Here is a 25,759-nt window from a genome sequence, read left to right as displayed (position 1 = left end):
GTTGCTGGAACCTTTAGTATGCCTTGCCATGGAGGTCGGGGATTGCGTCTGTGGGCGTAACCCATAATTGAAGTGAGGTCCTATCGATGAATATCAGTGAAGCCGCCAAGCGCTGCGGGCTTGGCAGTAAGACCATTCGGTACTATGAAAGCATTGGTTTGGTGGCGCCGGCCAAGCGTTCTGAAAACGGCTATCGCGATTACAGTGACGGGGATGTCGAGGCCCTGCGCTTTCTGCAACGCGCACGCGCTACCGGCTTTGGAATCGAGGAGTGTCGTCAGCTTCTTGGTCTCTACGACAACCAGCAGCGCCATTCTTCCCACGTAAAATCTCTGGTGCTTGAGAAAGTAGAGCAGGTGGAAAGCCAGATTGCCGAGTTGGAGGCAATGCGCGATACCTTGAATGGGTTGGCCAGTCGCTGTGCGGGTGATGAGGGGCCGCAGTGTGCGATTCTCGATGAGTTGTCCACGGCTGAGCATGAGAAGCCTGTAGCCAAGAAGCGGGAGGATGAATCATGAGTTCCTGCTGTTCTAAAGACCCGGGCAAGAAAACAGAAGAGGCAAAAACCTCGAGTTGCTGCGCACCCCAAGCGCCTGTTTCTGAATCACCTGCTGGTTGCTGTGCTCCGGCAGAGGAAACAACAATCAGCAGCTGTTGCGATCAACCTAAAGATAAACCGGATTGGTTTTTGCGGATTTGTTTTCTCTTGGTCTTGTTTTTCTACAGCTTGAGTTTTGATGGCTGGTTGCGTGATACCGGTTTACCCGATGTGTTCCTGTGGCGCTTATCACCGGCGATGGACGTGATGGCTCATACGGTTCATGAGCTGGTGAATACCATGTGGTTCAGTGTCGTGCTGGCGGCAATCTTCGTGGGGTTTCTGGCCAAGATTCCCCAAAGTTTTGTGTTGTCGATCTTAGGGCGTGGTGGCAGCGTCAGTGGTTTGGGGCGCGCCACGGTGGCCGGGGTGTTAATGGATTTGTGTAGCCACGGTATTTTGATGGTTGCCATGCAGCTTTACCGCAAGGGCGCGAGTTTGGGGCAGGTGATGGCTTTTCTGGTGGCCAGCCCTTGGAATTCCCTATCATTGACCTTGATCCTGATTGCTCTGGTTGGTTGGAAATGGACGCTGGCGTTTATCGTTTTATCGATGGCCTTGGCGTTTACAACCGGCTATTTATTTGATCTGTTAAGTCGCAAGGGGCATTTGCCTGAGAACCCATTTGCGGCAGAACTCGAAGAGGGCTTTGAATTTTGGCCCGAGGCCAAGCGTCAGTGGCGTGAACTGAAGATCGATAGAGCCTGGTGGCTGAGTGTTTGGGAGGAGGCCATCAGTGGTTCGAAAATGGTGGTGCGCTGGTTGCTCTTCGGCGTATTGCTGGCAGCGTTGATTCGTGGCTTTGTTAGCCTGGATGATTTCCAACAGTATTTTGGCCCGAGCTTGCTGGGCCTGGGGGCAACGCTATTGGCTGCGACCATTATTGAGGTGTGCTCCGAAGGTTCCACACCTATTGCGGCAGATCTGATGACAAGGGCCAATGCGCCGGGTAACAGCTTTGCGTTCCTGATGACCGGGGTTGCGACGGACTACACCGAGGTCATGGTGATTAAAGACACCATGAAGAGCTGGAAGACAGCCCTGTTTTTACCCTTGCTTTGTGTGCCACAGGTTGTTGTTGTGGCGGTTATTCTGAATCAGATGGCGTAACTGACCAGGGTCTCTGCGTCCACAGGCATTCGAAGATAAAATCCCCCGATAGTCTTGTGGGCGACATTTTTCTTGCTGTTACTTCGCTACAATAGAGTCGTTTTTACCGCAATGCCGCTTCACGTTCGATGCGGCGGTAATACCTTTTCAACGACCAATATAAAATCAAAAATAAAAGAGAGCAGGCAAGCCGAATGACCACGACTTCAACCCCGAATTCTGTTCACATTCCCGAAAACGCCAGGATTGTAGTTGCCGGTGCCGGCAGTATCGGCTGCTTTGTTGGCGGATTATTGGTGGCACAGGGGCATCAGGTTTGCCTTCTTGGAAGGCCCCGGATTATTGATGCCATACGCAACGGTGGTTTAAAGCTCGCTGATGGTGAAGCACTGGATATGGCACTTGATGCCAACCAGATTGGCTTGAGTACCTCGCCGGAATGTCTGGCCGATGCCGATATCATTATTCTGGCCGCCAAGAGCCTGGTTACTGAAGAGATCGCAGAAGAAATCGCTCGCTATGCGCCAGCCCATGCTATTGTCATGAGCCTGCAAAACGGTGTGCGAAACCCGCGCATTCTTCGCGAAAAGCTGCAGCAAACGGTTGTGGCTACCATGATCCCTTTTAACGTAGTTCTTAGTGAAGGCAATCGTTTTCAGCGCACAACCTTTACGGCTGAAATTATTATGGAATGGCAACCCGAGCTGGCAAAGCTATTGAGTGGTGATCTGATTACCTTTACCGCTCAACAGGATTTTAACGAGGTGGCCTGGGGCAAGTTATTACTGAATATCAACAATGCGATCAACGCATTGGGTGGATTGCCGGTCAGGCAACAATTAATGGATCCCCAGTGGCGCCGCCTGATGGCCCATGTGGTCGAGGAAAGCATGAGAGTGATGGCCGCAGCGGGGATCAAACATCAATCCGTAGCGCCCGTGAGCATGAAAATGTTCTGCTGGATTTTGCGTTTACCCACCTGGCTGTTTCAGAGAATTGCCAATTCCATGTTAAAGGTTGATCCGGAAGCCAGGGCGTCTATGTGGGAAGATTTACAACAAAAGCGTCTAACGGAAATTGACGAGTTTCAGGGGCTGATTATTGAGTTGGCCGAGGAGAACAATTGCAGCGCGGATTTAAATCGACGAATTTATGGATTAATCAAGAAAGCCGAGCAGGCCGCTGCGGGCTCGCCCGGTTTAAGTGTTGATGCCATTCGAAACGCCTGAGGCCAATCAACACGCCGGGGGCATTGAATAGAGCATTGCATAGCGGCGGTTGAGCCTATTATTGCAGACTTTCGTAAGGGTAGGCGCTGCAATCCAGATGTTCACTTTGGGAGTAGTTTTCCTCAGGCCAGAGCTCCGGGGCTTTGCGAATCAAGGAGGCCCACACTTCACATTTTTCTTTTACGCTGGCCAGTCGGCTGTCCTCAACAATGCGTTGATGGAAGGTGTCGGGATCGACAACACTCAGGCTGTGCGCCAGCGGGTTGGTATCAAAGACTGCGAATTGCGCGGCATTGGGGTTTTCAAAAGAGTACCAGGCGTGGCTCTGCCCACTGTTGGGATCGCCGCTTTTGGCAAATCGTGTCCACAGGCTGCGCATACGCTGGGACAAGGATTCACGTCCCGGTGTGTTTTCACGATTGATCATGGGGTCGAATAGACCGCCACTGTCGGTAAAGCCAAACACAAAGGGAATTTCCATGCCGTGAGAGGCGCCCAACAACTGATCCAGCTTCATGCCCAATGGACGAGCCTGTTCATCCCAGTCAAAACGGTAGGCCCAGACCGGTGCACCTTTGGCCTGGCTAAGCGCATTGGCGATGCGATCAACGCCCTGATATTTCCAACGCTCTGAGTGATACTGAGCGCGAGCGTCATAGTAGTGTTCATTTTTGATAATCGCATAGCGATCAAAATACAGATCGACGTATTTAGGGTCTTGATAATAATAGAGTTTGGTTTCATCCCGGTTGCTGCCAATAATAACGGGGACATTGTAATGTTCCCCAAGCACACTCAGCCGGCTGACCGGGTCGCCGGCACTGATCACCACGCCATCCTGAAAGACTCTGGGGATGTCGGGTTTGGTTTCCCCCAGGCGTTTATAAACGTCGAAAATTTCGGCAACGCTGGCTTGGCGTAAAAACCTGGCACGATCATCCAGGCTCTGTTGTTTGATTAAGCCACGAGTGGCCTTTGGGCTCAGGCTCCAACCTTCTTCATTGCGCAGCTGCCGCTCCAGTTCCAGAGCACTGTGTGGATCGCCACCGTCTTCAGGGTAAGCCGTTGCGGTACTGACATCGTCAAACCATAGGCCACCGCTTTGTACGATTGCGCGATGAAACAGTCCTTTCGCCATGGGTGACAGCATAAGACTGAGGGTATTGAAACCGCCCGCAGATTCCCCAAATAAAGTGACGCGCTCAGGGTCGCCGCCAAAAGCCGCGATATTATTTTTCACCCAATGCAAGCTTTGAATAATATCCAATGTCCCGAAGTTCCCGCTGTTGTGAATGACATCGTTTTCAATTGCCAGTGCGGGGTGTCGTAGCCAACCAAAGGGGCCCAATCGGTAATTAATGGTGACCACCACAACATTGTGTTCAGTGGCCAGACGTGAGCCATCGTAAATGTTGGCAGAGCCGTGGGTATTGCTGCCGCCGTGTACCCAAACCATGACGGCCTGCGGCTCAGCCCCGTCCTTGTATTTGGGTGCATAGACATTCAGGTACAGACAATCTTCGCTTCCACCAATACCGTTAATCGCGGGCACAGTATCGCCGGTGCCGCCCGACATTTGAGAGCAGGCTGAACTGTGTTCTTGTGTGAGCAGAGCTTTATCCCAGGGTTCGACCGGCTGGGGAGCACGCCAGCGCAAGTCTCCAATCGGGGGCTTCGCGTAAGGAATGCCACGCCATTGTCGACCACCCAAGGCATTTGTCTGGCCAATAATTTCGCCGGTTTTTATCTTGAGGGGGCTCAAACTTTCCAGCTTGGGTTCGGTTTCCGCACAGGCCAGCAAAAACAGGCCGGCCAAAACCACAGCTAAGGTTTTTATGGAATTCAGAAAACCCTTCAAGCAGGGGAGCGCCTTGTGCTCATATGTGAAATTTCTGTCTTTCATTGTCATTATTATTGGGGGTCGAAATGGGCTAGAGCCAGCTTCGTCGCTGGACTTGGACATCTAGCCTATCAGAAGTGTTGGAGGGGAGAAAAGCGCTAAGACCGTTGCAGTGACGTTTTTTTGTAAAGCCGCTCGAATTTGGCGTTTTCGATTTTTCAGTGTTTGAGGTTGCCGAGGACTTCTGTTTCAAAACGACGTTTAATATAAGTCTCATCTAAACTATGATGCCAAAGACCTTTGCGTTTGCCATTGTCATAGGCGATTTCACCGATACGCCCTGGATTGAACTTGAATACTTTTTTCGTTTGGTAATCGGCAATGTCGTCATGAAAAGCCTCTTTAACCGGAATGGTTTTCCAGCCCTTTTCCCTGAGAGCTTCCACCAGATCGCCGAGATAGAGGGCAGTTATGTCCATTTCATGTAAAAGAAGCACATGCTTCGGCGAACGGCCCAGGTATTCAACCGCCATCTGATCGTAGTATTCAATACTTTCAATGATCAGTTCGACATAGAGCTTTTGCAGCGCTTCAAAGTCTACCTTCTGCTGTTGGGCGATGGCTTTTTGAAACAGGCTCTCCAGATACCAATCGTAATTATTTAAAGTGATATAGGCATTGAGGTAACCCTTTTCCTTCAAATAGCGGCGCATACCATCACGCTTTTCCTGAGTATCGCCTTCGCGCAAATAAGGGAAGCGATGCCAGCGTTGGTAATTGGGCAGTGTATTCAGTTGCGGCTCGGCTTGTTCAAAATCGGCAATGTATTCCGATAGAGAATGTTTGTTGAAGTCCAGATGAGTATTGCTGTGGTGGGCGATGATGTGCCCGGCATTGGCATATTGGATTAATCGTTTTTTACCTTCGCCGTCGGCTTTGTTGCCGACTGAGAAAAAGGCAATTTGAGGCAGTTTGTGTCGCTCGATTTCTGCGATCAGTTCTTTGGCTCGGGTCGGGCCATCGAAGTAGCCCGTTGCTGATCGTGGTGAATCATCCAGTGTGATGGCCAATGATTTGGCCATCATCGAAGACGAAAAAAAGCAGGCGGCAGTGAGTGTTAAGGCTTGAAGTACAAATATTGTGTTTGTATGCATGTCTTAATCAGTCCCGGTCCCTGAGTATAGGTTTTGTTATTTGGGTGCATCCTGCTGATTTTCCGGCATGGCCTGTATAAAGGCATCCAGAGTATTGCAGTGATCCACAATCGCCGAAATTTTCGGGAACTGGCTCATATCAACATGAAAACGCTTGGCGTTATACACTTGGGGTACCAGATACACATCGGCCAGAGTAACCTGTTCCCCGTAACAGAAGGGGCCGTCGCCGAGTTGTTTTTCCAGAGCAGAAAAACCAACCTCAATCCAATGCTTGTACCAAGTGTTTTTGGCATCGTCATCCGCCCCGAGTTCGTTGCTCAGGTATTTTAATATACGCAAATTGTTGACGGGGTGAATATCGCAAGCGATTTGATTCACCCAGCTGCGCACTGTTGCGGCTTCAAATTCATCGCTTGGCAGCAGTGCCTGACCTGATTGCGTCGCTTCGATGTATTCGAGTATGGCGGTGGATTGGGTCAACACGCGGCCATCATTAATTTTTAAAGCGGGCACTAAACCCTGTGGGTTCATAGCCAGATATTCTTCAGATTTGTGTTCGGCTTTTAATAAATTAACCGGACGGATTTGGTGTTCAATACCTTTCAGGTTAAAGGCAATTCGCAAACGATAAGCGGCGGAGGAGCGGAAATAGCTGAACAGTTCCATAGGGTATCCAGGCGTGATGTTGGCTTTGTGCAGTAAACCTTCGTTGTAAGGAAACGACAGGATTTATGCCATTAAGAAGAGAGTGTAATTCATAAAGTGATCGGGCCAAAGACCCGATCGCCTTGAATGATAAGGTGTGACGCGATTTAGACCTTGGCTGGCAGAATCGTGCCGGCGGCTTCACCGAAGCCGATGCGAACGCCGTTACGCTGGCAGAAGCCACGAATGACAATGCAGTCACCGTCTTCCAGGAAGGCGCGTTGCTCGCCGTTTGGCAGTGTCACCGGGTTTTTGCCAGCGGTGGTCAGCTCGATCATGGCACAAGCTTCTTCGGCGCTTGGACCAGACAGTGTGCCGGTTCCCAGCAGATCACCAGGCTGCATGTTACAGCCATTCACCGTATGGTGAGCGACCATTTGCGCCATGGTCCAGTAGCTGTATTTGAAGTTGGAGGTCGCCAGGCTTACGGCTTCTTCACCGGCCGCGCGCATTTTTTCCGTTTGAATCAAAACGTCCAGTTCAACATCGACACCGCCTTCGGCATTGTTTTCTGCGCTTTCAAGATAAGGCAGAGGTTGTGGGTCGTCGGCCGGGTGACTGTAGCTCGCGCGATAAGGTGCCAAAGCTTCGGTGGTCACAATCCATGGCGAAATGGTAGATGCGAAGTTCTTTGCCAAAAAGGGCCCCAGTGGCTGATATTCCCAGGCCTGAATGTCGCGTGCAGACCAGTCGTTAAACAGGCACATACCGAAAATATGATCCTCGGCGTTGTCGATGGAAATCGTTTCGCCGAGCTCATTACCGTTGCCGATAAAAATACCCATTTCCAATTCAAAGTCCATACGTTTACAGGGGCCCACGCTGGGCTCGGCAGCATCAGGTGCCTTGGTTTGACCAACCGGGCGAGGGAACGTCTGGCCGGAAACGTCGATGGAAGAGGAACGGCCGTGATAGCCAATCGGAATCCATTTGTAGTTCGGCAGCAGTGGATTATCGGGGCGGAACAGGGCGCCAATATTGGTGGCGTGGTGAATCGAAGCGTAGAAGTCTGTGTAATCACCCACGACACAGGGCATGCCGTATTCGGCATCCGCTTGGGCTACCAGGCAGCTTTTCAATGTGGCTTCCATGGCAGAGCCGCTTCGCAACGCGGACGACAAGGCGGCACGCAGGCGGCTCCAGGAATCTTTGCCCATCGCCATAAAGTCGTTCAGCTTTTCTTTGGCTGCCGTTTCCAACTCGGCTTGAGCCTGGCTGGAAAAAACACCGCTGTCGGCGGCGGCTTTCAGATCCAGAATCTGGTCGCCAATGGCCACTCCGCCGCGAAAACTTTCATCGCTGCCGGCACGGCGGAAGCTGGCGAAAGGCAGGTTCTGAATCGGGAAGTCGCTTTGTCCATCGTTGGCGCTGGTTACCCAGCTGCTTAAACTGGGGTCGTGGGTTTCGTTGAGCTTCGACATAGCATTGTAATCCAATGTGTTAGGCCAGCGCGGTGACTGGCCGGGTTGTGTATTGTCTGCCGCAGCCATTCGGGCTGTGGGTCGATGTGTATTGCAGAGGCGTTGCCGATTTATTCGATACCGGCATCAATGTCGCCATTGTAAAACTTTTTCAGGCCCTTCCAACAGTCTGGGTAGTTGTGTTGACGCAGCGGACCGTCCAGTGCAAATTTGGAAACGTTAAAGGCATAACGCGATTCAAACATAAAGGCCATTGTGTCTTGATAACGCACGGGTTCCAATTTGGCGGTGCTGGCCTTCTCGAACACGGCAGCTTCCGGCCCATGAGGTGACATGCTGTTATGCAAGCTGCAGCCGCCCGGTACAAAACCGTCTTCCTTCGCGTCATACACACCTTCGATAAGGCCCATAAATTCGCTCATGACGTTGCGGTGATACCAGGGCGGACGGAAGGTATCTTCGGCTACCATCCAGCGCGGTGGAAAAATCACGAAGTCCAGATTGGCAACACCGGGGGTGCCGGAAGGAGACGTGAGTACGGTAAAGATCGATGGGTCCGGGTGATCAAAGGTCACGGTGTTCATCGCATTGAAGCGCGCCAGCTCGTAGCGGTAAGGGGCGGTGTTACCTACCCAGGCAACGACGTCGAGTGGCGAGTGATCAATGTCGCAACGGTAATAGTGGCCGGAGTATTTAGTGACCAGTTCAAACTCACCTTCCAAATCTTCATAGGCCGCAGTCGGATACTGAAAATCGCGATCGTTGGCGTAGCCATTGGCACCCACCGGGCCACGTTCGGGCAGCTCCAGCAGGGAGCCGTAGTTCTCACAGATGTAACCGCGCGCCGAACCCTCGGGCAGTTCGACTTTGAATTTCATGCCCCGTGGAATCACTGCGATGTAACCACTGGGCACGTGCAGCTTTCCGCATTCGGTAAACAGCAGCAGTGCTCCTTGTTGTGGAACGATCAGCAATTCGCCATCGGCATTGCAGAAGTAGCGCTTGTCCATATTCTGATTGGCGCAATAGGTGTGTACGCCGACACCGGTTTGACCCGCGGCGCTGCCGTTGCCCGCCATGGTGACCCAGCCATCGATAAAATCGGTGGGCGCTTCCGGCATAGCAGCGGCGTCCCAGCGCATCATGCTTGGAGGCGTTACCACCTCATCAATGGGCGCGGTGCGGACCTGCTGCTGGGCTTTGCAATCCAGTGCCTGATACTCACCTTGGGCAACTGAAGGGCGAATGCGGTACATCCAGGTGCGACGATTGTGCGCGCGCGGTGCGGTAAAAGCGGTGCTGCTGAATTGCTCGGCGTATAAACCGTAGGCTACTTTTTGCGGGCTAAAGCGCCCCTGGGGCAGTGCACCTGGCAGTGCTTCGGTTTCGTGTTCGTTTCCGAAACCGTGCAGGTAATCGAATTCTTGTGTTTGGCTCATAGTTGGCTGTCCTGTATAAGTCTCGACTGCTCGAATCTAAATCTCGACTGCTCGAAGTTACTGCTCAAGCTGAGCAGCGATGTCCAGGGCTTCGAAGAGTACTTGCTTGTCACCGATGTGATTGGCAAGCAATAAAATCAAGCGGGCGTTCAGGCGCTCGCTGTCTTCCGGCGTCAATTCCCGGTGGGCATCGGTCAGGGAAGCGTAAAAGGCATCGGCATCGCTAAAATGATTGTCGGTAATGAGCTTGCTCATTGGGCTTTCTCCAAATTAAATCCGAGCGCGCGCTTCATGGCGGCGCTGACATCGCTGACATTGGCCTGCTTGAATTTGGCCGCGATATATTGATCTGGACGAACTAAATAGGCATGTCCGCCAAGCAGTGCATAGCGCTTGGCAAATAATCCTTCCGGGTCTTCCAGAGTGCGGGAGTCGATCACTTCCAGATCATCGCTGATGGCCGCCAGCTTGGTCAATTCATCATCCGCCAGAGTTTCAGGATTTACCAGCAACACAAAACGATTACCAAGTTGTTCCAGCAGCCAGCTGTTCCGGCCATCAATTTTAATGGGGGCGTCCTGACAGACAAAGCCCACCTCCAGGCCGCCCTGGAACCCACTGTCGATGCTATTGAGTGTTGAGTTGCGGTAATCACAGGGCATGGACAGGCGCCCGCTGTTGACCAGGCTGCGCGCAAAAGGGTAATGCTTGGCCAGGCGCAAAGTCTCGTCCCGGAACACTCGCGAGATGTCGTTCTTGGGCGTAATAAAATCGGTGGCGCGGGTGGAGTTTAAAATGTTTTCCGTTGCACCGTGTTGGCGCTCGCTGTTGTAGCTCTCCAAAAGCATGGGGGAGGCTTCACCTTTTAAAATGCGTGCCAGCTTCCAGGCCAGATTCTCAACACTTTGTACACCGCCGTTTGCACCTCGCGCGCCGAAAGGGGAAACCTGATGTGCTGCATCGCCCATGAAGACCACGCGATTGTGAATGTAGTCGTCCATCTTGCGACACTGGAAGGTATAAACACTGGCCCATTCCAGCTCGAATTCCACGTCTTTGCCGAGCATGGCTTCAATGCGAGGGCGAATGTTTTCTTCTTTCTTTTCTTCTTCCGGATCGGCATCCCAGCCGAGCTGGAAGTCAATACGCCAGACATTGTCGGCTTGTTTGTGAAGCAATACGGATTGATTGCGGTGAAACTCCGGGTCAAACCAGAACCAGCGCTCAGTGGGGAAATCCGCTTTCATCACCACATCGGCAATCAGGAAGCGATCCTGAAAAACCTGGCCCTTGCTTTCCAGGCCAAGACCGCTACGAATTTTTGAGTTGGCACCGTCGGCGACCAGTAAGTAGTCGCAGCTCAAGTCATAAACACCGTCTTCGGTTTCAACCTTCAGCTGATTGCCGTCACCCTGGCTATCAAGTTCAACCAGCTTGTTTTTCCAGCGCAGGTCAATCAGCGGTTCCTTGTCGATCAGGTTTACCATGTACTCTTCAAAATAGTACTGCTGCAGGTTTATAAAGGCGGGCAGTTTATGGCCGCTTTCTGGCAGCAGATCAAATTCATAAACCTGTTCTTCTTTAAAGAAGACTTTTCCTTTCTGCCAGGTGACGCCTTTTTCCACCATGGGGGTGGCGCAGCCGTAGCGGTCCATGATTTCCAGTGTGCGCTTGGAGAAGCAAATGGCTCGCGAGCCCACGCTGACGGTATTGTTGTCGTCCAGAATCACGGATGCCTGGCCCTGTTTGGCGAGGTCCAGCGCGGCCGCCATGCCGCAGGGGCCTGCACCGATAATGATCACAGGGTGGTGTACCGCGCTGGCAGCATCTTGATCCGGGCTTTTACGGTAAGGGTAAATGGGATTGCTATAGGTTTTTTGCATTGTCTCGGCCACTGTCGTTGGGCGCGCGCCCTTATTATGCGTATGAGGCGATTGGCTCGGATTCAAATTATCGCTTAAGTACAACTTGATTTCGATCAATAGTCTCAGTTGAGACGAATATATCTCCGAAGGACGTGTTTATCAAGGTTTTTGCGGTTAAAAAATAGCTAATATTGTATTTATTGGTTGTTATTGAAACTATTTGTGTTATCTTTCGAATCCTGAGCAAGGCTTTTGCTGTCCCTGGCGGCTCGCTTTGCCCGATCTCGAGCACTTGGCTTCTGCCAGCCAAGCTTGCTAAACCAGTGATAACCGCAACAACGACAATCGATAAGGTGCAGCCATGGCTAAAAAACCCTTTGCCTCATCCGCCGACCTCGGCGTGAAAACAGAAACCCTCGAAGTATTGGCCGATGGCGTCTATGCCCTGACTGCCGAAGGTGATCCCAATGTTGGTGCTATTGAAGCCGAAGACTTTCTGATCGCCTTTGAGGCCCGCGCAACTCCTAAAGCTGCCAACGATTGGTTGGAGCAGCTGCGCGAACATACGAATAAGCCGGTGAAGTATCTGGTTCTGTCTCACTATCATGCGGTACGCGTACTGGGAGCCAGTGCTTATGGTGCTGAATCGGTTATCGCCCATGAGAAAACCAAATTTTTGATTGAAGAGCGCGGCATGCAGGATTGGGCCAGTGAGTTCGGTCGTATGCCTCGTTTGTTCCGCGAGCCTGATGGCATTCCCGGTTTGACCCACCCGGATCTGGTATTTAACGATCGTATGGTGATTCCTTTGGGGGGTGACCGCGGTGATCTGGTTCTGGAATATTGCGGTCGCGGTCATACCGCAGGTGACATTGTGGCCTGGTTGCCAAAACAAAAAGTATTGTTTGCCGGTGATCTGGTTGAGGCTGCGGCGGCTCTGTATACCGGTGATGCTTTCCACTTTGATTGGGCCAATGAAACTCTGGACAAAGTGAAGTCTTACGAAGCGGAAGTGTTGATTGGCGGTCGCGGTGCAGTTGCCCATGGTCGCGAAGCGGTTGATGCTGCGATCGAGCAGACTCGTGGCTTCCTGAATGGCATGATCGAAAAAGTTGGTGAGGTTCACAAACGTGGTGGAACGTTGAAAGAAGCATTCCTGGCGACTCATGAACATCTGGCGCCGAAGTTTGGTATGTGGCCAATCTTCGAGCATTGCCTGCCATTTGATGTTCAGCGTTTGTGGGACGAGTTCGACGGTATCGACTGGCCGCGCATCTGGACCGATGAGCGCGATCAGGAAGTTTGGGATCAGCTGCAGGATTAAGAGTCGCTCAGCCGATTCTGTAAAACCCTGTAAGGCTGCAGGGCCAAACAGTGACATAAAAACCCGGTATTCGATGCCGGGTTTTTTTATGCTGATAATCTCGCTACTTTGCTGATTGTTTGACTGTGTTATGTCTGCCTTTCTTGCGCGTTCCTCGTTTTACGAATACGTGTTTTTCAATACTTCTGAATTTTCCACAGCCTTGTTTTCACCCGGCTCGTATTTTTCATCTGAACCAAGACTGAATCGTTGAAAATTAAAGTCGCTAAACACTGCGTGAAAATGGCTTTTCATTTTGTCTGGATTAAGGTTTCCCCTCGTTATAATTGTATTCCTTGATACACATATTCGTACAGGCTGTGGTGGATGCAGAAAACACTTTTAATCCTATCGGGGAAAGCTGTTTCGCTGAACGTTGTGGGAGTGTCTGTGCCGGTTGTCGATTTGAGTCAGTTTCCTGGGGCCACTCGTCGTCGTGGCATGGATTTAGACAATGCGCCGGTGAATAGCTGCTACTCTGAACATAATGTCGCGTTGAAGAGATTGCCTGAACAAGTCGCAGGCTCATTGAGCGTGGCTCGGGATACTCGAAATGAGATTCCCGCCCAACATAAGGATGTTAAAAAACCTGTTCTGACCAGGGAGGGTTCCTATGTCTGACACGATATGTGTGAGAAATCTTTTAGCAAAGATTCTTTATTAAACCGTTGATACGTTTTGTTGAATCCAGGTGTCGTTTTAATGCGGCAAGGTTCCTGTTTGTCTCAAATTCTGAACGTCGACTAATGAAGGTTTTCTCAAGGGGCGTAAAGAGGCTTTTCATAGGTTTGAAAAGTCTCTGGTCAGACACTGTGAGTGGGCGCTTTGGGAAGTCGGGGTTCGGTACTGAAAAAATTGTCGTTTTGATTGCGGTTTAACGATCGACATATCAAAAGTATTGGGTGTGTCTGCCAAGTAAGCTCCCAGTGGGTTCTGTGTTTTGGAGCCGTAGCTCTGGTCCTTTATGGCCAGAGCTTTTTATTTCTTGTTGTTTTCCTTTCCGCGCTGGTGAAATTTGACTCTGCGTGCAAGCTGCATTTCTGAATAAGCGTTTAATTTCAATATAAATCAACTGTTTAGCAGCATTTTTCAAACAACCGTTCGTCAAAAATGCACAAATTCACACGTCAATTTTTCCCTTAGCGTCAATTTTTCTTTTCACTCTGGTGCAAGAAATGCCGTCTTGTCAGGGATTAAACTGCCTGACATGGTTGGGAAAGGGCGTAAAACATAATATCCAGTGCCTGTAATCAACCGTGACAATTTGCGCTCAGCAGCTATAACAACATGTGAGCTATTGTCTTTAAGCCGAGTCCAGTCATTCAAGCTACCGCCTGTGTTCTTCCTGGATTTTGCGAACAATCATAACAACACTTTGGGATTTGTGAGGAAGCTATGTTGAAATCAATTACCGCCAGTAGAGGGCGTCAATTTTCATTATCATTGTTGACGCTTGCCATTGCTGCCAGCAACAGCTCTGCGGCTGTTCTGGAAGAAGTTACCGTAACCGCGCAGAAGCGTGAGCAGAACCTGCAAGATGTTGGTGTATCTGTATCGGCATTCAGTGGTGATCAGATGAAAGCGCTCGGAGTGACAAACACTACCGAGATTACCCAGCAAGTTCCGGGTTTGCAGGTGAATACCTGGTCACCCACCATCACCACCTTTAACCTGCGTGGTGTTTCTCAGAACAACTTTACCGACAACCTTGAAGCGCCAGTGGCGGTTTATTCTGACGATGTATACATCGGTTCAATGAATGCGATTTCCGGTCAGTTGTTCGACGTTGAGCGTGTAGAAGTATTGCGTGGCCCACAGGGTACTCTGTTTGGTCGAAATGCTACCGGCGGTTTGATTCACTACGTTAGCCGTGATGCTTCCGATGACGAAACCAACGGTTATGTAGATTTTTCCGTATCTGAATACAGCACGCGCTCTATCGAAGGTGCGGTAGGCGGTGCCTTGAGCGATAACGTTCGCGGCCGTTTTTCGGCTCGCTGGGAAGAAGGTGACGGTTATGTAGAAGCGACCCAGCCAGGTGTTCGAGCGTTAGGTGGTCGCGATGGTTACGCTTTGCGTGGTCAATTGCAGATTGATGTGGACGAAGCGACGACTCTGGATTTGAGCGTTAAATACACCAAAGACGATGACGTACCGACCGGCGGTTATGTCGTTTACTCGGCAGGCGGAGCATCGGTTGATCCGCAAACCGGTTTGGGTGTGCGTGACAATACTGTGGTACGTCCTTTCGAACACGATTCCGAATACGAAGGTTACTTTGACCGTGAGGCCACCAGCGTCACGGCCAAGTTGACCAAAGAAGTCGGTGATGGCTTGGAATTTGTTTCCATCACTAACTATACCGAGATGGATAAGTTCTATACCGAAGATGGTGATGGTGCGCCAATCCTGGCGGTAAACTTTACCACGATTGCCGATTACGAGCAGTTCTCTCAGGAGTTCCGTTTGTCCGGTGAAAACGATACCCAGCGTTGGCAGGTTGGTGCTTATTATCTGGATATGCAGCAGTTTAACCGTGCGATTACCGCCGGTATTCCTGGCGCGGTAGGCGGTTGTGCGGCGGGTGCCATTGCGCCTCCAGCGTTGCCTGATGGAACGGTATTGGGTTGTGCCGATTGGGCACCTCCAGGTGTAGGTGCGCCAGACAGCATTGTTGTGCCACTGAATGCTGCAACGGATTACAGTGTTAATCTGGATTCCCGTAACTGGTCTGTATTCGGTCAGTTGGAAACGGATCTGAGTGAAGACCTGACCTTGATTACCGGTCTGCGTTGGTCACAAGACGATAAAGACATCGATTTTGTAAACACCTACGGCGATATCAACACGCCGAGCCAGACCATCTCTGTTGTGCGTGGTTTGCCCCAGAACACCATTGATTACGGTGACTATGCGGCGCGCGTTCAGTTGGATTGGCGCGCCTCTGATGAAACGTTGGTTTTTGCCAGTTATAACCGCGGTATTAAAGGCGGTAACTGGTCTGTAAATGCCGGTGTTTTGCCAAGCACACCAAACTTCCAGCACAAAGAAGAAACGCTGCACTCATATGAATTGGGTATTAAAACCGAGCTGACCGATTACGCGCGCTTGAACGCTACCGTGTTCTACTACGATTATCAGGATTATCAGGCGTTTGCTTTGACCGGTTTGACGCCTCAAGTTGATAACTCTGACGCAACCGTTAAAGGTGGTGAAGTTGAATTGTTCCTGACGCCAGGAGACAACTGGGACTTTATCTTTGGTTTGGCTCTGAATGATTCCGAAGTGGATACCGTATTCGACGCTAACGGTGGCCCAATTTCAGGAAACGAACTGCCAAATGCCCCTGACTACAGCGCAAACTTCCTGGGTCGTTACAACTGGGATATGGCCGGTGGCAACATGGCGATTCAGTTAGACGGTGCTGCCTACGGTGATCAGTATCTGGAAGTGACGAACTCCGACGTGTCCTTCGAGGAATCCTATTCAGTTTGGAACGCCAACATCTCTTACACCTCGGGTGATGAGAGTTGGAAAGTTGCGCTGTGGGCGAAGAACATCACGGATGAAGAATATCGTATCTACAACCTGGATCTGGGTGCTCTGGGTGCGACATCTTTCTATGCGCCACCACGTTGGTTTGGTGCAACCTTCAGCTACAACTTCTAAGCAAAAACACTAGCCCCGGCACTGCCGGGGCCTAGCATGAGTCAGCGCGGTGAATAAAAATATAATAGCGACAATAATCAAACGGGGCTGGCAGAAAGGCGATGTCGGCACTCGTCTGTTTGCGCGCATTTTAATTGTATTTTTGGCTTTGGGAATGAGTTATCAGGCCCAGGCAAATTCACCGCGCCCTAACATCCTGCTTGTGGTGGTCGACGATTTGGGTTTTGCTGATCTGGGATATCTGGGCAGTGAAATCAAAACACCGAATATCGATCGTCTGGCTGAGCAGGGTGTGCAGTTTACCGATTTTCATACGGCATTTACCTGTTCTCCTACACGCGCGATGCTATTGACCGGTGTAGACAGTCATTTGGCTGGCCTTGGCAATATGGCCGAGGAAATGGCCGATAATCAACGCGGTCAACCAGGTTACGAAGGTTACCTGAATCAGCGTGTTGAAAGTCTGGCGACAATATTGAAGTCCGCCGGTTACAACACTTATATGACCGGCAAATGGCATTTGGGTAAAGGCGAAGGGCAGGGGCCGGAGTCCCACGGTTTTGACCGTTCCTTTGTACTATTACCTGGTGGTGCCAGTCACTATGCGGATATGAAACCCGCTTACGCCCAGCATGAAGGGCAAAAGGCCGGCTATCGTGAAGATGGCGTTCTGTTAAAAACACTGCCTGAGCGTTTTCAATACTCATCCCAGTTCTATGTGGATCAATTGCTTGACTACATCCAGTCAGGAAAACAGAAACAATCTCAAAAACCGTTCTTTGCCTATCTGGCGTTTACTGCGCCGCATTGGCCTTTGCAAGCCTCTGAGCAGGCCATCGCTGAATATCAGGGGCGATACGACAAGGGTTATGAGCAATTACACAAAGAGCGTGCCGCCAAGCAGCGTGCCCTCGGATTAATCAGCGGTGAGCCTGCCGTCATGCCCCCAGGTAGTCGAAAGTGGGAAAGTTTATCCAGCGAAGAGAAAAGCCAATCTTCCCGCGCCATGGAAATTTACGCCGCCATGGTCAGTGAAATGGATAAGCATTTCGGTCGTTTGCTGAAGAGTTTGGAGCAACAGGGGGATTTGGAAAATACCCTGGTGATCTTTATGTCCGATAACGGGGCCGAAGGCCACGATGTAGATGCAACCTGGCCGAAAGATCAGTTTCCCAAAGTGTACAACTGGGTGATGAACAATCACGATTTCAGCCTGCGCGCCATGGGCAAAGTCGACAGCTATGTTTTTTATGGGCCTGAGTGGGCCTGGGCAGGCGCGCCGGGTTTTTATGGTTACAAGGGTTTCAGCAGCGAAGGTGGTTCCCATGTACCGGCCTTCTTAACGTACCCGAAAACGATCAAGGCGGGACGTGTGGATCAATTGGTTCGCGTAAAAGATATTGTGCCCACCATTCTGGATATTACTGGCATTAAAGGCAGGGCTAGCAAGAGCCCGTCCTCCGAAGAAAAGACCGCTTACCATCCTATTAGCGGACGTTCAATTTTGCCGGCATTGCAGGGCAAGGCCATGGCGCCGGTGAATTTTATTACCGAGTTATTTGGTAAGCGGGTAGTGCGCTCGGGTGATTGGAAAGCCATTTTAATGCCGATTCCTATGGGGAACGGCCAGTGGCAGCTTTTCAATATTCGTGATGATCGCGCCGAGCGAAAAAATTTAGCCTTAAAAAACCCTGACAAACTCAAAGAACTCATCACTTTATGGGATGACTACGCGCGCAGAAATAATGTCATTCTGCCGAATTGGGTGTCGGGTTATTAATGGATTCGAACCGACTGCGAGTCGGACGAAATGTGCAGTACAACAGCTGCCTTAGGTAGCAAAATATGACAGCAGCGGGAGATAGACAGTGTCAGATTATTCTTTGATTATTAATGGTGAAAAAGTAGCGGGAGCGGGAAGCTTTGACGTTATTAATCCGGCCACCGAAACCGTGCTGGCCAAGGCGCCGGATACTTCTGTAGAGCAATTGGATCAAGCGGTAGCTGCTGCCAAAGCGGCCTTCCCGGCCTGGGCAGCCACTGACAATGAAACGCGCAAGCAGGCTTGCTTGCAGCTGGCGGATTTGCTGGAAGCCAATATCGATGATTTGGCTCAGTTGATCACTCAGGAACAAGGCCGTCCGCTTCAGGCCTTTGGTGGCCAGGGTGCTTACTTTGAAGTGGGTGGCGCTGCTGTGTGGTGTCGTTCCAATGCGGAGCTGGAATTGCCCGTGGAAGTTTTACAGGATGATGATGAGGTGCGTGCAGAAGTGCATCGCAAACCTTTAGGTGTTGTGGGTTCAATCACTCCCTGGAACTGGCCATTGTTAATTGCCATCTGGCATGTGATTCCGGCAATCCGTGCGGGTAATACCGTTGTCATCAAGCCTTCCAGCTACACCCCATTGTCCACGATTAAATTTGTTGAGCTGGCTCAAAGTGTTTTGCCAGCAGGCGTTTTGAATGTGGTGACGGGCGAAGGCGAGATCGGTTCTGCCATGAGCACTCATCCGGACATCAGCAAGATTGTTTTCACAGGCTCTTCAGCGACCGGCCGCAAAATTATGCAGAGTGCTTCCGTTAACCTGAAGCGTTTGACTCTCGAATTGGGCGGTAACGATGCGGGCATTATTTTGCCGGATGTTGATGTTAAAACCATGGCGCCTCGTATTTTTGCTTCCGCGTTTACCAACAGTGGCCAAACCTGTGCAGCACTGAAGCGCCTTTATGTTCACGAAAGCATTCACGATGAGTTGGCCAGTGAGCTGGTTGCCATCGCTAAATCAGCAAAACTGGGTAACGGCCTGGAAGAGGGTATGGATTACGGTCCGGTGAACAATCGCGATCAGTTGGATAAAGTGATCAGTCTTGCTGAAGATGCCAAGGCCCAGGGCGCAGAATTTCTGGTCGGGGGTGAGAACCATGAGGGGCCTGGATATTTTTACCCACTGACGGTGGTAACGAATGTAAAAGATGGTATGCGTCTGGTGGATGAAGAACCCTTCGGCCCGATTCTGCCCATCGTTAAGTACAGCGATATCGAAGAAGTGATCAAGCTAGCCAATGATAATGAGAATGGTTTAGGTGGCTCGGTTTGGTCCAGCGATATTGAGAAGGCAACCGAGCTTGCCATGCGTTTGGAATCCGGCACGGCCTGGATTAATAACCATGCGGCCATTCAGCCGAACGTGCCCTTTGGCGGCGTTAAGCAATCCGGTTTCGGTGTGGAGTTTTCCACCCATGGTCTGGAAGAGTACACCAGTATTCAGTCCGTGATTATCAATAAAGGGTAATCCGTTTTTAAAGGTAAGTTGTAAAAACTGTAAGGTCTCCAGTGAAACGTACTGTGTAGTCGCGCTTTTTGAGTGCGGTGAGTCAGTGCAGAGCTTGTTGTGTCTCATTATCTAATGTGACTTGGCGGGCCCTTATCTCTTCATCGATAATGGGCCCGCATTTTTTCGTTCAACGGGCGCTTTGCACAGTCAGACAAGTTTTTGCTTCGCTTACAGACTAGATCCGTTTATCCCATGCCGGTATGTTATGGGGTATGATGTTGTTGGTGGCATGTTGTTATCCAAGTTGCAATATGACCCCAGCGAATAATAAACGATAAAAATGCCGTGGAATCGATTATGAAATCTCTAAGGAGCGCGCTCCGTCTGGGCGCTTGCAGTGTTCTGGCATCTTCAGTTTTGCTGTCATCCCTGGCCTTTGCGGCTGCCAAACAGGCGCCAGAGAAAGCCCCGCGTCCTGATTTGCCCCCGTTACCGATTGAAGAAACCGGCGCTGTGCGAACGTTGCCAGCCAATTTCCCGGAATCCTGGATGTATGTGGATGAAGCCGCTTTCTTCAGTATGTTTGGCGGTAAGATCATTCTTCTTGATGTTGATGAGAAGAATCCGACCAAGCGCATTAAAGCGATTGCGGACAAAAACCTTTTGGGTAACTTTAAGGCAGCCCAAAATCGCAATGAGTTCTATATCATGGAATCTTTCCATGCACGTGGCTCACGCGGCCCTCGTGAAGATGTATTGGCGATTTACGATAAAAACACCTTTAAAATTTTAAAGGAAATCGTTTGGGAAGATGCCACTCGCTTGACCGCATTGCCCGAGCGTTATTCTATGGGTTTGTCAAAAGACGAACGCTTTTTATACGTGGCGAACTTCAGCCCTGCGGCGTCTTTTTCCGTGGTCGATCTGGATACCCGTGAAGTTGTCGATGTAATCGGTACTCCCGGTTGTGTATTGACCTACCCAACAGGGGAGCGCAGCGTAACCTCACTGTGCAGCAACGGTGGTTTGTTGACCACAGTGCTGGACAAATCCGGTAAGAAGGCTTCACAGCAGCGCATCAAGCCATTCTTTGACACCGACAAAACCCCGATCTTTGAACGTCCGGCTATTATTGATGGCATGGCGTACTTCCCGGGCTTTGCTGGCAAGATGCATACCGTGGATCTGCGCGGTGAAGTGGCCAAATTTGTTGAAACCTGGGAGTTGGTGACTGCGGAAGAGCGCAAGACGAATTGGCGTCCAGGCGGCTTGGTGCTGAATGATAAAGATGATCAGGGCCTGATGTATATCATCGCCCATGAAAACGGCGCGGATGGTACACAGACCCATGGCGGCAGCCACGTTTGGATTATTGACCCGAAAACCAAGAAGCGTCTCCGCAAAATCAAATTGCCAGGTTGGGGCATTTCTATTGCTGTGACCCGCGGAAAACAACCTAAGTTGGTCGTGACCAATGGTGATTTGAATCTGGACATTATCGACCCGAAAGACGGCAGTCTGATCCAGACGATTTCCGATTTTGGTAATGTCACGCCACTGCTCGTGAACAAGGCCTACTGATGTTGGTTTCACTGCTGGCACAAGCGGTAGCGCTGTTTTTCGTTTGGCTGCTTTTACACGCGGCACGACATAAGTTGATGTCGGATAATCAGCGTTATTATGAAAATCTGATGCTGGATTATGCCTACGTACCAAAGCCCCTACAGGGCATTGCCATGGTGCGTGCCATTGCAGTGGTGGAAATTCTGATAGCCGTGGGCCTGCTGCTGCCGATCAGCAAAACCGTTGCCGCAATTGCCTGTGCAATACTGATGCTGACATATGGAGCGCTGCTCAGTGCCCAGTGGTTACAGGGCAAGCGTGATATGGATTGTGGTTGTTCCGGCCCGGCAGTGGGTTTGAAGATCAGTCCGGCATTGTTGTGGCGCAATCTGGTTTTGGCTTTGCTGGCTTTATTTGCCGCCAGCGAGCCCTATGTCATGGCTGCCGAGATGTGGCTGTCCCTGGCATTAGCTATTGTATTTAGTTTGGCTTACAGCTGTTGGGAAGGTCTGTTGGCCAATGCCCAACGCATAGAAGCAATGAGGTCTCGTTAATGGAATTTCTCGTCGTATCCAATATCGCTTTGTGGATTGGTCTGATTGTCATGGCGATTATCAATTATGCCCTGATTCGCCAGATCGGTGTGCTTTATGAGCGCGTTGCACCAGCGGGTGCGCTGGCGATGAATCAGAAGCTCGAAGTCGGTCAAAAGGCACCAGAGCTTTCCTTGCAGGCGTTAGCAAACCAGTTGGTGAACATCGGTGGCAGCCGCGACAAATCCCAACTGATTTTCTGGGTGTCCCCGGATTGCCCGATTTGTAAAACCCTCTTGCCGGCTCTGCGTTCCGCAGCGGCGGCCGAATCCGAGTGGTTGGATCTGGTTCTGGCCAGTGACGGCAAGCAGCACGATCATCAAGCTTTTGCGAAGGCCCAGGATCTTGGTGGCTTTCCGTATATTGTGTCTGAGTTGCTGGGCAAAACCTATGGTGTAGCGAAGCTTCCTTACGCGGTACTGATTGATGAGCAGGGCAATGTTGCATCCATGGGCATCGTGAATTCCCGCGAGCACCTGGACAGTTTATTCGAAGCCAAAGAGCGTGACGTGGCTTCCATCCAAGAGTATATGGCAGGGCGGTAAGCGCTCTCATAAGAACAACAGAGTAGAGGCTTGATTCATGTCCATATTCGATAAGTTATTTGAAAAAACAGCTCGTTCTGCGGCCCAAAAAGGTTCCCGTCGTGGTTTTATTCGCGGCTTGGGGGCGGCATTGGTCGGCGCGGGTTCCATACCTTTATTGCCAGTGGCGCGAGCCGCCGATGGTGGCCAGAAGTTGCCCCAGGATAATCGCTTGCCCCAGGACAGCGAAGCCGGTGATCCGGCCAGTTGTGACTACTGGCGTTACTGCGCGGTTGATGGCTTTCTATGCGAGTGCTGTGGTGGTACCTACAACACTTGTCCACCGGGCACGGAAATGTCGCCCATTACCTGGATCGGTACCTGCCGTAACCCGGTCGATGGTCGCAACTATGTAATTTCCTACAACGACTGTTGTGGCACTACTCAATGTGGTAGCTGTCTGTGTCAGCGAGACGAGGGTGATCGTCCTTTGTACCGTGCGGACAAATCGAACGATGTAAACTGGTGCCTGGGTGCAAACAGTTCGGTTTACCATTGTTCAACGGCGATTGTCGTTGGTTTGGCTTTCGAACAGTAGGGTAAAAAACATGCGAGTAGCAATGATGAAAACGCTCGCGCCCCTGCTGATTGCTGTATTGCCCACATCTTCTCTTTGGGCTGCAGAAACCAAGCCGCCTCTCACGGCTGAGCAGCGGGAACAACGCGCCGAGTTCAATTACAAAATGTTTTGCCGCGGCTGTCATGGCCCGGCTGGCGAAGGCGAGAAAGCCGTGCCTCACATGAATGGCTTCGTGGGTCATTTTTTAAAATTTGAGGCCGGACGAAACTATTTGGTGCAAGTGCCAGGTTCAGCCAATGCGGCTTTAAACGATGAGCAGCTGACGGAAGCCCTGAACTGGATTGTGATGAACATTTCCGGTGACAGTCTGCCGGAAAACTTCAAGCCCTACACGGTGGAAGAAGTGGCCAAGCTTCGCCAGGAACCGCTTTTTGAAGCCTTCGAGTTTCGTAAGAAACTGCTCAATGACATGTTGCAGAAAGGCATCATCAAAGAGCTGCCGGCGCAACCGCTTAAGTAATTGGCTGTATAAAATAAATTGGCGTTTGAACGCCATAACCGATGATTGGCTATATAGAGAATCAAGCTATGATGTTTTCCCTCTTTAAGCAAACGTCTTTCAGCAATGTGCGCCGCACAGCGATGGCCGTGCTGCTTTCGTTTTTTGCTTTTGACGCACTGGCTGTTGATATAAAACCGCAACTTCAAATGTGCGCGACCTGTCATGGTATGAAAGGGCAATCCAGCAATGAAATCTGGCCAAACCTGGCTGGACAAAAAGCCGGTTATCTTGCTCAGGAAATACGCCATATTCGAGATGGTGTTCGAATTGAACCGACCATGAAGCCTTTCGTGCAGTCGTTGACGAATAAGCAGATTGATGCGCTGGCTGAATACTATGCGTCTCAGCCACGTGCCAAAGCGAAGGTTGCTAAAAACACTCTTGAAATGCCGGGCGCCCATGTTCGTGCCCGATGTGTATCCTGTCACGGTATGCAGGGTGAAACCGTTGATGAGTTGTGGCCAAATCTTGCGGGACAGAAAGCCACCTATCTGCTGAAACAGCTGCGTGACTATCGCAGTGGCAAGCGTAAGCACCCAATCATGAAAGTAATTGCGGGTGAATTGACTGACGAGCAAAGCAAGGCCGTCGCAGAATACTACGCAGCTCAGTAGGTTCGTCAGTTCCTTCGAAAACCCCCTTCGATACTACAGTGACCATTGATACATGGTCACTGTTTTTCCTTCCGGATGTTGTACATTTTCAAGCGCCGAAAACCCCAAAGCCTGATGAAAGTGGTGAGAGTTAGGATTGGGCGGTGATTGATTCACTTCGCAAACCAGATTCTGAATATCGTTTTTCCGGCACCAGCTGGCGGCGGCTTCATATAGACGCTTGCCGATACCCTGGCTTCGAGCCCAGGGCGCCACGATGATACGATCGATGTACAGAAAACTGGCGGCGTTTTTTTGAAACCACTGAAAGTTGAAGCCCTGATAATCCTCATTCTGATCTTTAAACGCGACAAGAAAACCAAATATTTCTTCGTCGTCATCCTGCAAGCATTCGCAATAGTCGGCGGATTCCAGCAGTTGATAAAACGCTTCGGTTTCCAAATGATTCACATGGGGCACTTCCACATTGTTAATGGCAGTCATTTGAGTATAAGGGTATTGCTCGGCGGATTTATTGCTGGACATAGAGATCGATACTGTTGAAATAAAAAGGGTTCCTGAACACGCTAGGCGTATTCAGGGTGTTGTTGATCAACGTAATAATGCACGCTTTCGCCGCTGTCGGGAAGGCAGATATCATCCAGGCGTTTAAAACCAAGCTTGAGTAATAAATTTCCCGATCGTTCATTGTGCGAAGCGGTGATGGCTACAATGGGCTTGATGCCAAGTTGTTCGACACCATACTGGTATACACAGCGGCAGGCTTCGATGGCGTAACCCTTTCCGAACGCTTTTGGCAAAAAGGCGTAGCCAATATCCACGTGTTCCAGTGTCGGGCGATCGATAAAACCTACACTGCCAATAGCATCGCCATCGGCATCGCAAATCACGTACATGCCGAAGCCATTGTCCTGATACGACTTCAGAATATTATTTTGAATGTGGGCTTCGGCGTCGGCGAGCTTATAGATACCGCGGTCGCCAATATTTTCAAGCCAACCCTCAGAGGTCATCAGTTCCAGATAAAAGGCGGCATCTTCAATGCTGGCCTGGCGAATGGTGGTGCGTTCTGTTGAAAGTGGAAAGTGTTTTAGTGCAATCATTCTCAGTGTTGCGCTCCTGCTGATTTATTCCGTGGGGTAGTAGGGTTCCTGAGTGAGTCGTTTTGATACCCACCAGTAATTGCCAAAAGGGTCTTTAATCCCTCCCTGGCGGTCACCGTAGGGCATATCTTCGGCGTCGAACAAGCGCTCAGCGCCGGCCGCACAGGCTTGCTCCATGGTTTGGTCAACATCATCCACATAGAGATATTGGCTTTGTTGAAGCGGGCCAATCCCCGTCGCTTCACTCACCATAAAAGTGCAATCCCTTATTCGAAGCTGGGCATTGCGGATCAGGCCTTCTTCTTCCATACGGCCGAGTTCTTCGGCTGCAAAGGCTTTTTGTGTAAACTCAATAAACGCTTGGGCATTCTGCACAAAAAAATACGCGCAGATTCTGGGAGTATCAGTAGGTAAGACCATGGGCAAACCTCAGGGATATAAATAGTATCCGCAAGTCTCTAATGGGCTAGCCGTTAAGGTCAAGTTAATATTTCTGATTTAGCGTTGACTCGCAGCTTTGCTGAAATACGTTGATATTTTCAGGGCTAA

The 25,759-nt window shown here is 50.6% G+C and carries 24 protein-coding genes; 14 read left to right on the top strand and 10 right to left on the bottom strand.

Annotated elements, in window-relative coordinates:
• Positions 1-86 precede the first annotated feature (86 nt).
• The 3 genes from cueR to G8768_RS11835 all read left to right on the top strand — a co-directional run bounded on the left by cueR (position 87) and on the right by G8768_RS11835 (position 2,937).
• Complete coding sequence (gene cueR, locus G8768_RS11845; RefSeq protein ID WP_166846725.1) at positions 87-518, top strand: Cu(I)-responsive transcriptional regulator; 432 nt, start codon at positions 87-89, stop codon at positions 516-518.
• Positions 515-1,708 carry a permease gene (locus tag G8768_RS11840; protein WP_166846728.1) on the top strand — a complete coding sequence of 398 codons (1,194 nt, stop codon included), beginning with the start codon at positions 515-517 and terminating at the stop codon, positions 1,706-1,708. The genes cueR and G8768_RS11840 overlap by 4 nt, the downstream gene beginning before the upstream one ends.
• Before the next feature lie 194 nt (positions 1,709-1,902).
• Complete coding sequence (locus tag G8768_RS11835; protein WP_166846731.1) at positions 1,903-2,937, top strand: 2-dehydropantoate 2-reductase; 1,035 nt, start codon at positions 1,903-1,905, stop codon at positions 2,935-2,937.
• Between the two features lie 58 nt (positions 2,938-2,995).
• Here G8768_RS11835 and G8768_RS11830 read toward each other — a convergent pair whose 3' ends face one another.
• From G8768_RS11830 to G8768_RS11800, 7 genes are all read right to left on the bottom strand, one after another.
• Positions 2,996-4,795 (bottom strand): carboxylesterase/lipase family protein, encoded by a 1,800-nt coding sequence (locus tag G8768_RS11830; protein WP_166846734.1) that lies wholly within the window; start codon positions 4,793-4,795, stop codon positions 2,996-2,998.
• A 200-nt stretch (positions 4,796-4,995) separates the two neighbouring features.
• Entirely contained in the window at positions 4,996-5,931 is a 936-nt protein-coding gene (locus G8768_RS11825) for a polysaccharide deacetylase family protein (protein WP_166846737.1), read from the bottom strand.
• Between the two features lie 36 nt (positions 5,932-5,967).
• Entirely contained in the window at positions 5,968-6,600 is a 633-nt protein-coding gene (gene maiA, locus G8768_RS11820) for a maleylacetoacetate isomerase (protein ID WP_166846741.1), read from the bottom strand.
• A 146-nt stretch (positions 6,601-6,746) separates the two neighbouring features.
• On the bottom strand, positions 6,747-8,060 hold the full coding sequence (fahA, locus tag G8768_RS11815; protein WP_166846744.1) for a fumarylacetoacetase: 1,314 nt from the start codon (positions 8,058-8,060) through the stop codon (positions 6,747-6,749).
• A gap of 110 nt (positions 8,061-8,170) precedes the next feature.
• Positions 8,171-9,499 carry a homogentisate 1,2-dioxygenase gene (gene hmgA / locus G8768_RS11810; protein WP_166846747.1) on the bottom strand — a complete coding sequence of 443 codons (1,329 nt, stop codon included), beginning with the start codon at positions 9,497-9,499 and terminating at the stop codon, positions 8,171-8,173.
• A gap of 57 nt (positions 9,500-9,556) precedes the next feature.
• The gene (locus G8768_RS11805) at positions 9,557-9,754 is read right to left on the bottom strand and encodes a DUF2783 domain-containing protein (protein WP_166846750.1); all 198 of its coding nucleotides are present in this window, start codon (positions 9,752-9,754) and stop codon (positions 9,557-9,559) included.
• Positions 9,751-11,382, bottom strand: a complete 1,632-nt coding sequence (locus G8768_RS11800) for an FAD-dependent oxidoreductase (protein WP_166846753.1) — start codon at positions 11,380-11,382, stop codon at positions 9,751-9,753. Before G8768_RS11800 ends, G8768_RS11805 begins: the two co-directional genes overlap by 4 nt.
• Positions 11,383-11,725: 343 nt before the next feature.
• On the opposite strand from G8768_RS11800, the gene G8768_RS11795 reads away from it, so the two are divergent.
• The 11 genes from G8768_RS11795 (at position 11,726) to G8768_RS11745 (ending at position 24,107) form a co-directional block, all read left to right on the top strand.
• Positions 11,726-12,688: an MBL fold metallo-hydrolase gene (locus tag G8768_RS11795; protein WP_166846756.1), complete on the top strand. Its 963-nt coding sequence runs from the start codon at positions 11,726-11,728 to the stop codon at positions 12,686-12,688.
• 429 nt (positions 12,689-13,117) lie between these two features.
• Positions 13,118-13,348, top strand: coding sequence for a hypothetical protein (locus G8768_RS11790; protein WP_166846760.1), 231 nt, complete (start codon positions 13,118-13,120; stop codon positions 13,346-13,348).
• Positions 13,349-14,122: 774 nt separating this feature from the next.
• On the top strand, positions 14,123-16,396 hold the full coding sequence (locus G8768_RS11785; RefSeq protein ID WP_166846764.1) for a TonB-dependent receptor: 2,274 nt from the start codon (positions 14,123-14,125) through the stop codon (positions 16,394-16,396).
• Positions 16,397-16,445: 49 nt separating this feature from the next.
• Positions 16,446-18,176: an arylsulfatase gene (locus G8768_RS11780; protein ID WP_341801003.1), complete on the top strand. Its 1,731-nt coding sequence runs from the start codon at positions 16,446-16,448 to the stop codon at positions 18,174-18,176.
• An 88-nt stretch (positions 18,177-18,264) separates the two neighbouring features.
• Positions 18,265-19,689: an aldehyde dehydrogenase family protein gene (locus G8768_RS11775; RefSeq protein WP_166846767.1), complete on the top strand. Its 1,425-nt coding sequence runs from the start codon at positions 18,265-18,267 to the stop codon at positions 19,687-19,689.
• 339 nt (positions 19,690-20,028) lie between these two features.
• Positions 20,029-21,252: an amine dehydrogenase large subunit gene (locus G8768_RS11770; protein ID WP_166846770.1), complete on the top strand. Its 1,224-nt coding sequence runs from the start codon at positions 20,029-20,031 to the stop codon at positions 21,250-21,252.
• Positions 21,252-21,788, top strand: coding sequence for a MauE/DoxX family redox-associated membrane protein (locus tag G8768_RS11765; protein ID WP_166846773.1), 537 nt, complete (start codon positions 21,252-21,254; stop codon positions 21,786-21,788). Before G8768_RS11770 ends, G8768_RS11765 begins: the two co-directional genes overlap by 1 nt.
• A complete protein-coding gene (locus tag G8768_RS11760; RefSeq protein WP_166846781.1) occupies positions 21,788-22,372 on the top strand; it encodes a redoxin domain-containing protein in 585 nt (194 codons plus the stop codon). The genes G8768_RS11765 and G8768_RS11760 overlap by 1 nt, the downstream gene beginning before the upstream one ends.
• A gap of 37 nt (positions 22,373-22,409) precedes the next feature.
• Positions 22,410-22,949, top strand: a complete 540-nt coding sequence (locus G8768_RS11755; protein ID WP_166846788.1) for a methylamine dehydrogenase light chain — start codon at positions 22,410-22,412, stop codon at positions 22,947-22,949.
• A gap of 22 nt (positions 22,950-22,971) precedes the next feature.
• Positions 22,972-23,451 carry a cytochrome c, class I gene (locus G8768_RS11750; protein ID WP_243749491.1) on the top strand — a complete coding sequence of 160 codons (480 nt, stop codon included), beginning with the start codon at positions 22,972-22,974 and terminating at the stop codon, positions 23,449-23,451.
• Between the two features lie 68 nt (positions 23,452-23,519).
• Positions 23,520-24,107 carry a c-type cytochrome gene (locus G8768_RS11745; protein WP_166846794.1) on the top strand — a complete coding sequence of 196 codons (588 nt, stop codon included), beginning with the start codon at positions 23,520-23,522 and terminating at the stop codon, positions 24,105-24,107.
• Positions 24,108-24,140: 33 nt separating this feature from the next.
• Here G8768_RS11745 and G8768_RS11740 read toward each other — a convergent pair whose 3' ends face one another.
• Genes G8768_RS11740 through G8768_RS11730 form a run of 3 tightly spaced genes read right to left on the bottom strand, consistent with a single transcriptional unit; the run spans position 24,141 to position 25,630 of the window.
• Positions 24,141-24,632 (bottom strand): GNAT family N-acetyltransferase, encoded by a 492-nt coding sequence (locus tag G8768_RS11740; RefSeq protein ID WP_166846801.1) that lies wholly within the window; start codon positions 24,630-24,632, stop codon positions 24,141-24,143.
• A gap of 41 nt (positions 24,633-24,673) precedes the next feature.
• On the bottom strand, positions 24,674-25,210 hold the full coding sequence (locus G8768_RS11735; RefSeq protein ID WP_166846807.1) for a GNAT family N-acetyltransferase: 537 nt from the start codon (positions 25,208-25,210) through the stop codon (positions 24,674-24,676).
• 24 nt (positions 25,211-25,234) lie between these two features.
• The gene (locus G8768_RS11730; protein WP_166846814.1) at positions 25,235-25,630 is read right to left on the bottom strand and encodes a VOC family protein; all 396 of its coding nucleotides are present in this window, start codon (positions 25,628-25,630) and stop codon (positions 25,235-25,237) included.
• Positions 25,631-25,759 lie beyond the last annotated feature (129 nt).

Origin of the sequence: Pseudoteredinibacter isoporae, assembly GCF_011602085.1 — a bacterium.
In the GTDB taxonomy this organism is placed as follows: domain Bacteria; phylum Pseudomonadota; class Gammaproteobacteria; order Pseudomonadales; family Cellvibrionaceae; genus Pseudoteredinibacter; species Pseudoteredinibacter isoporae.
This window is presented reverse-complemented; position numbering and strand designations above follow the sequence as displayed.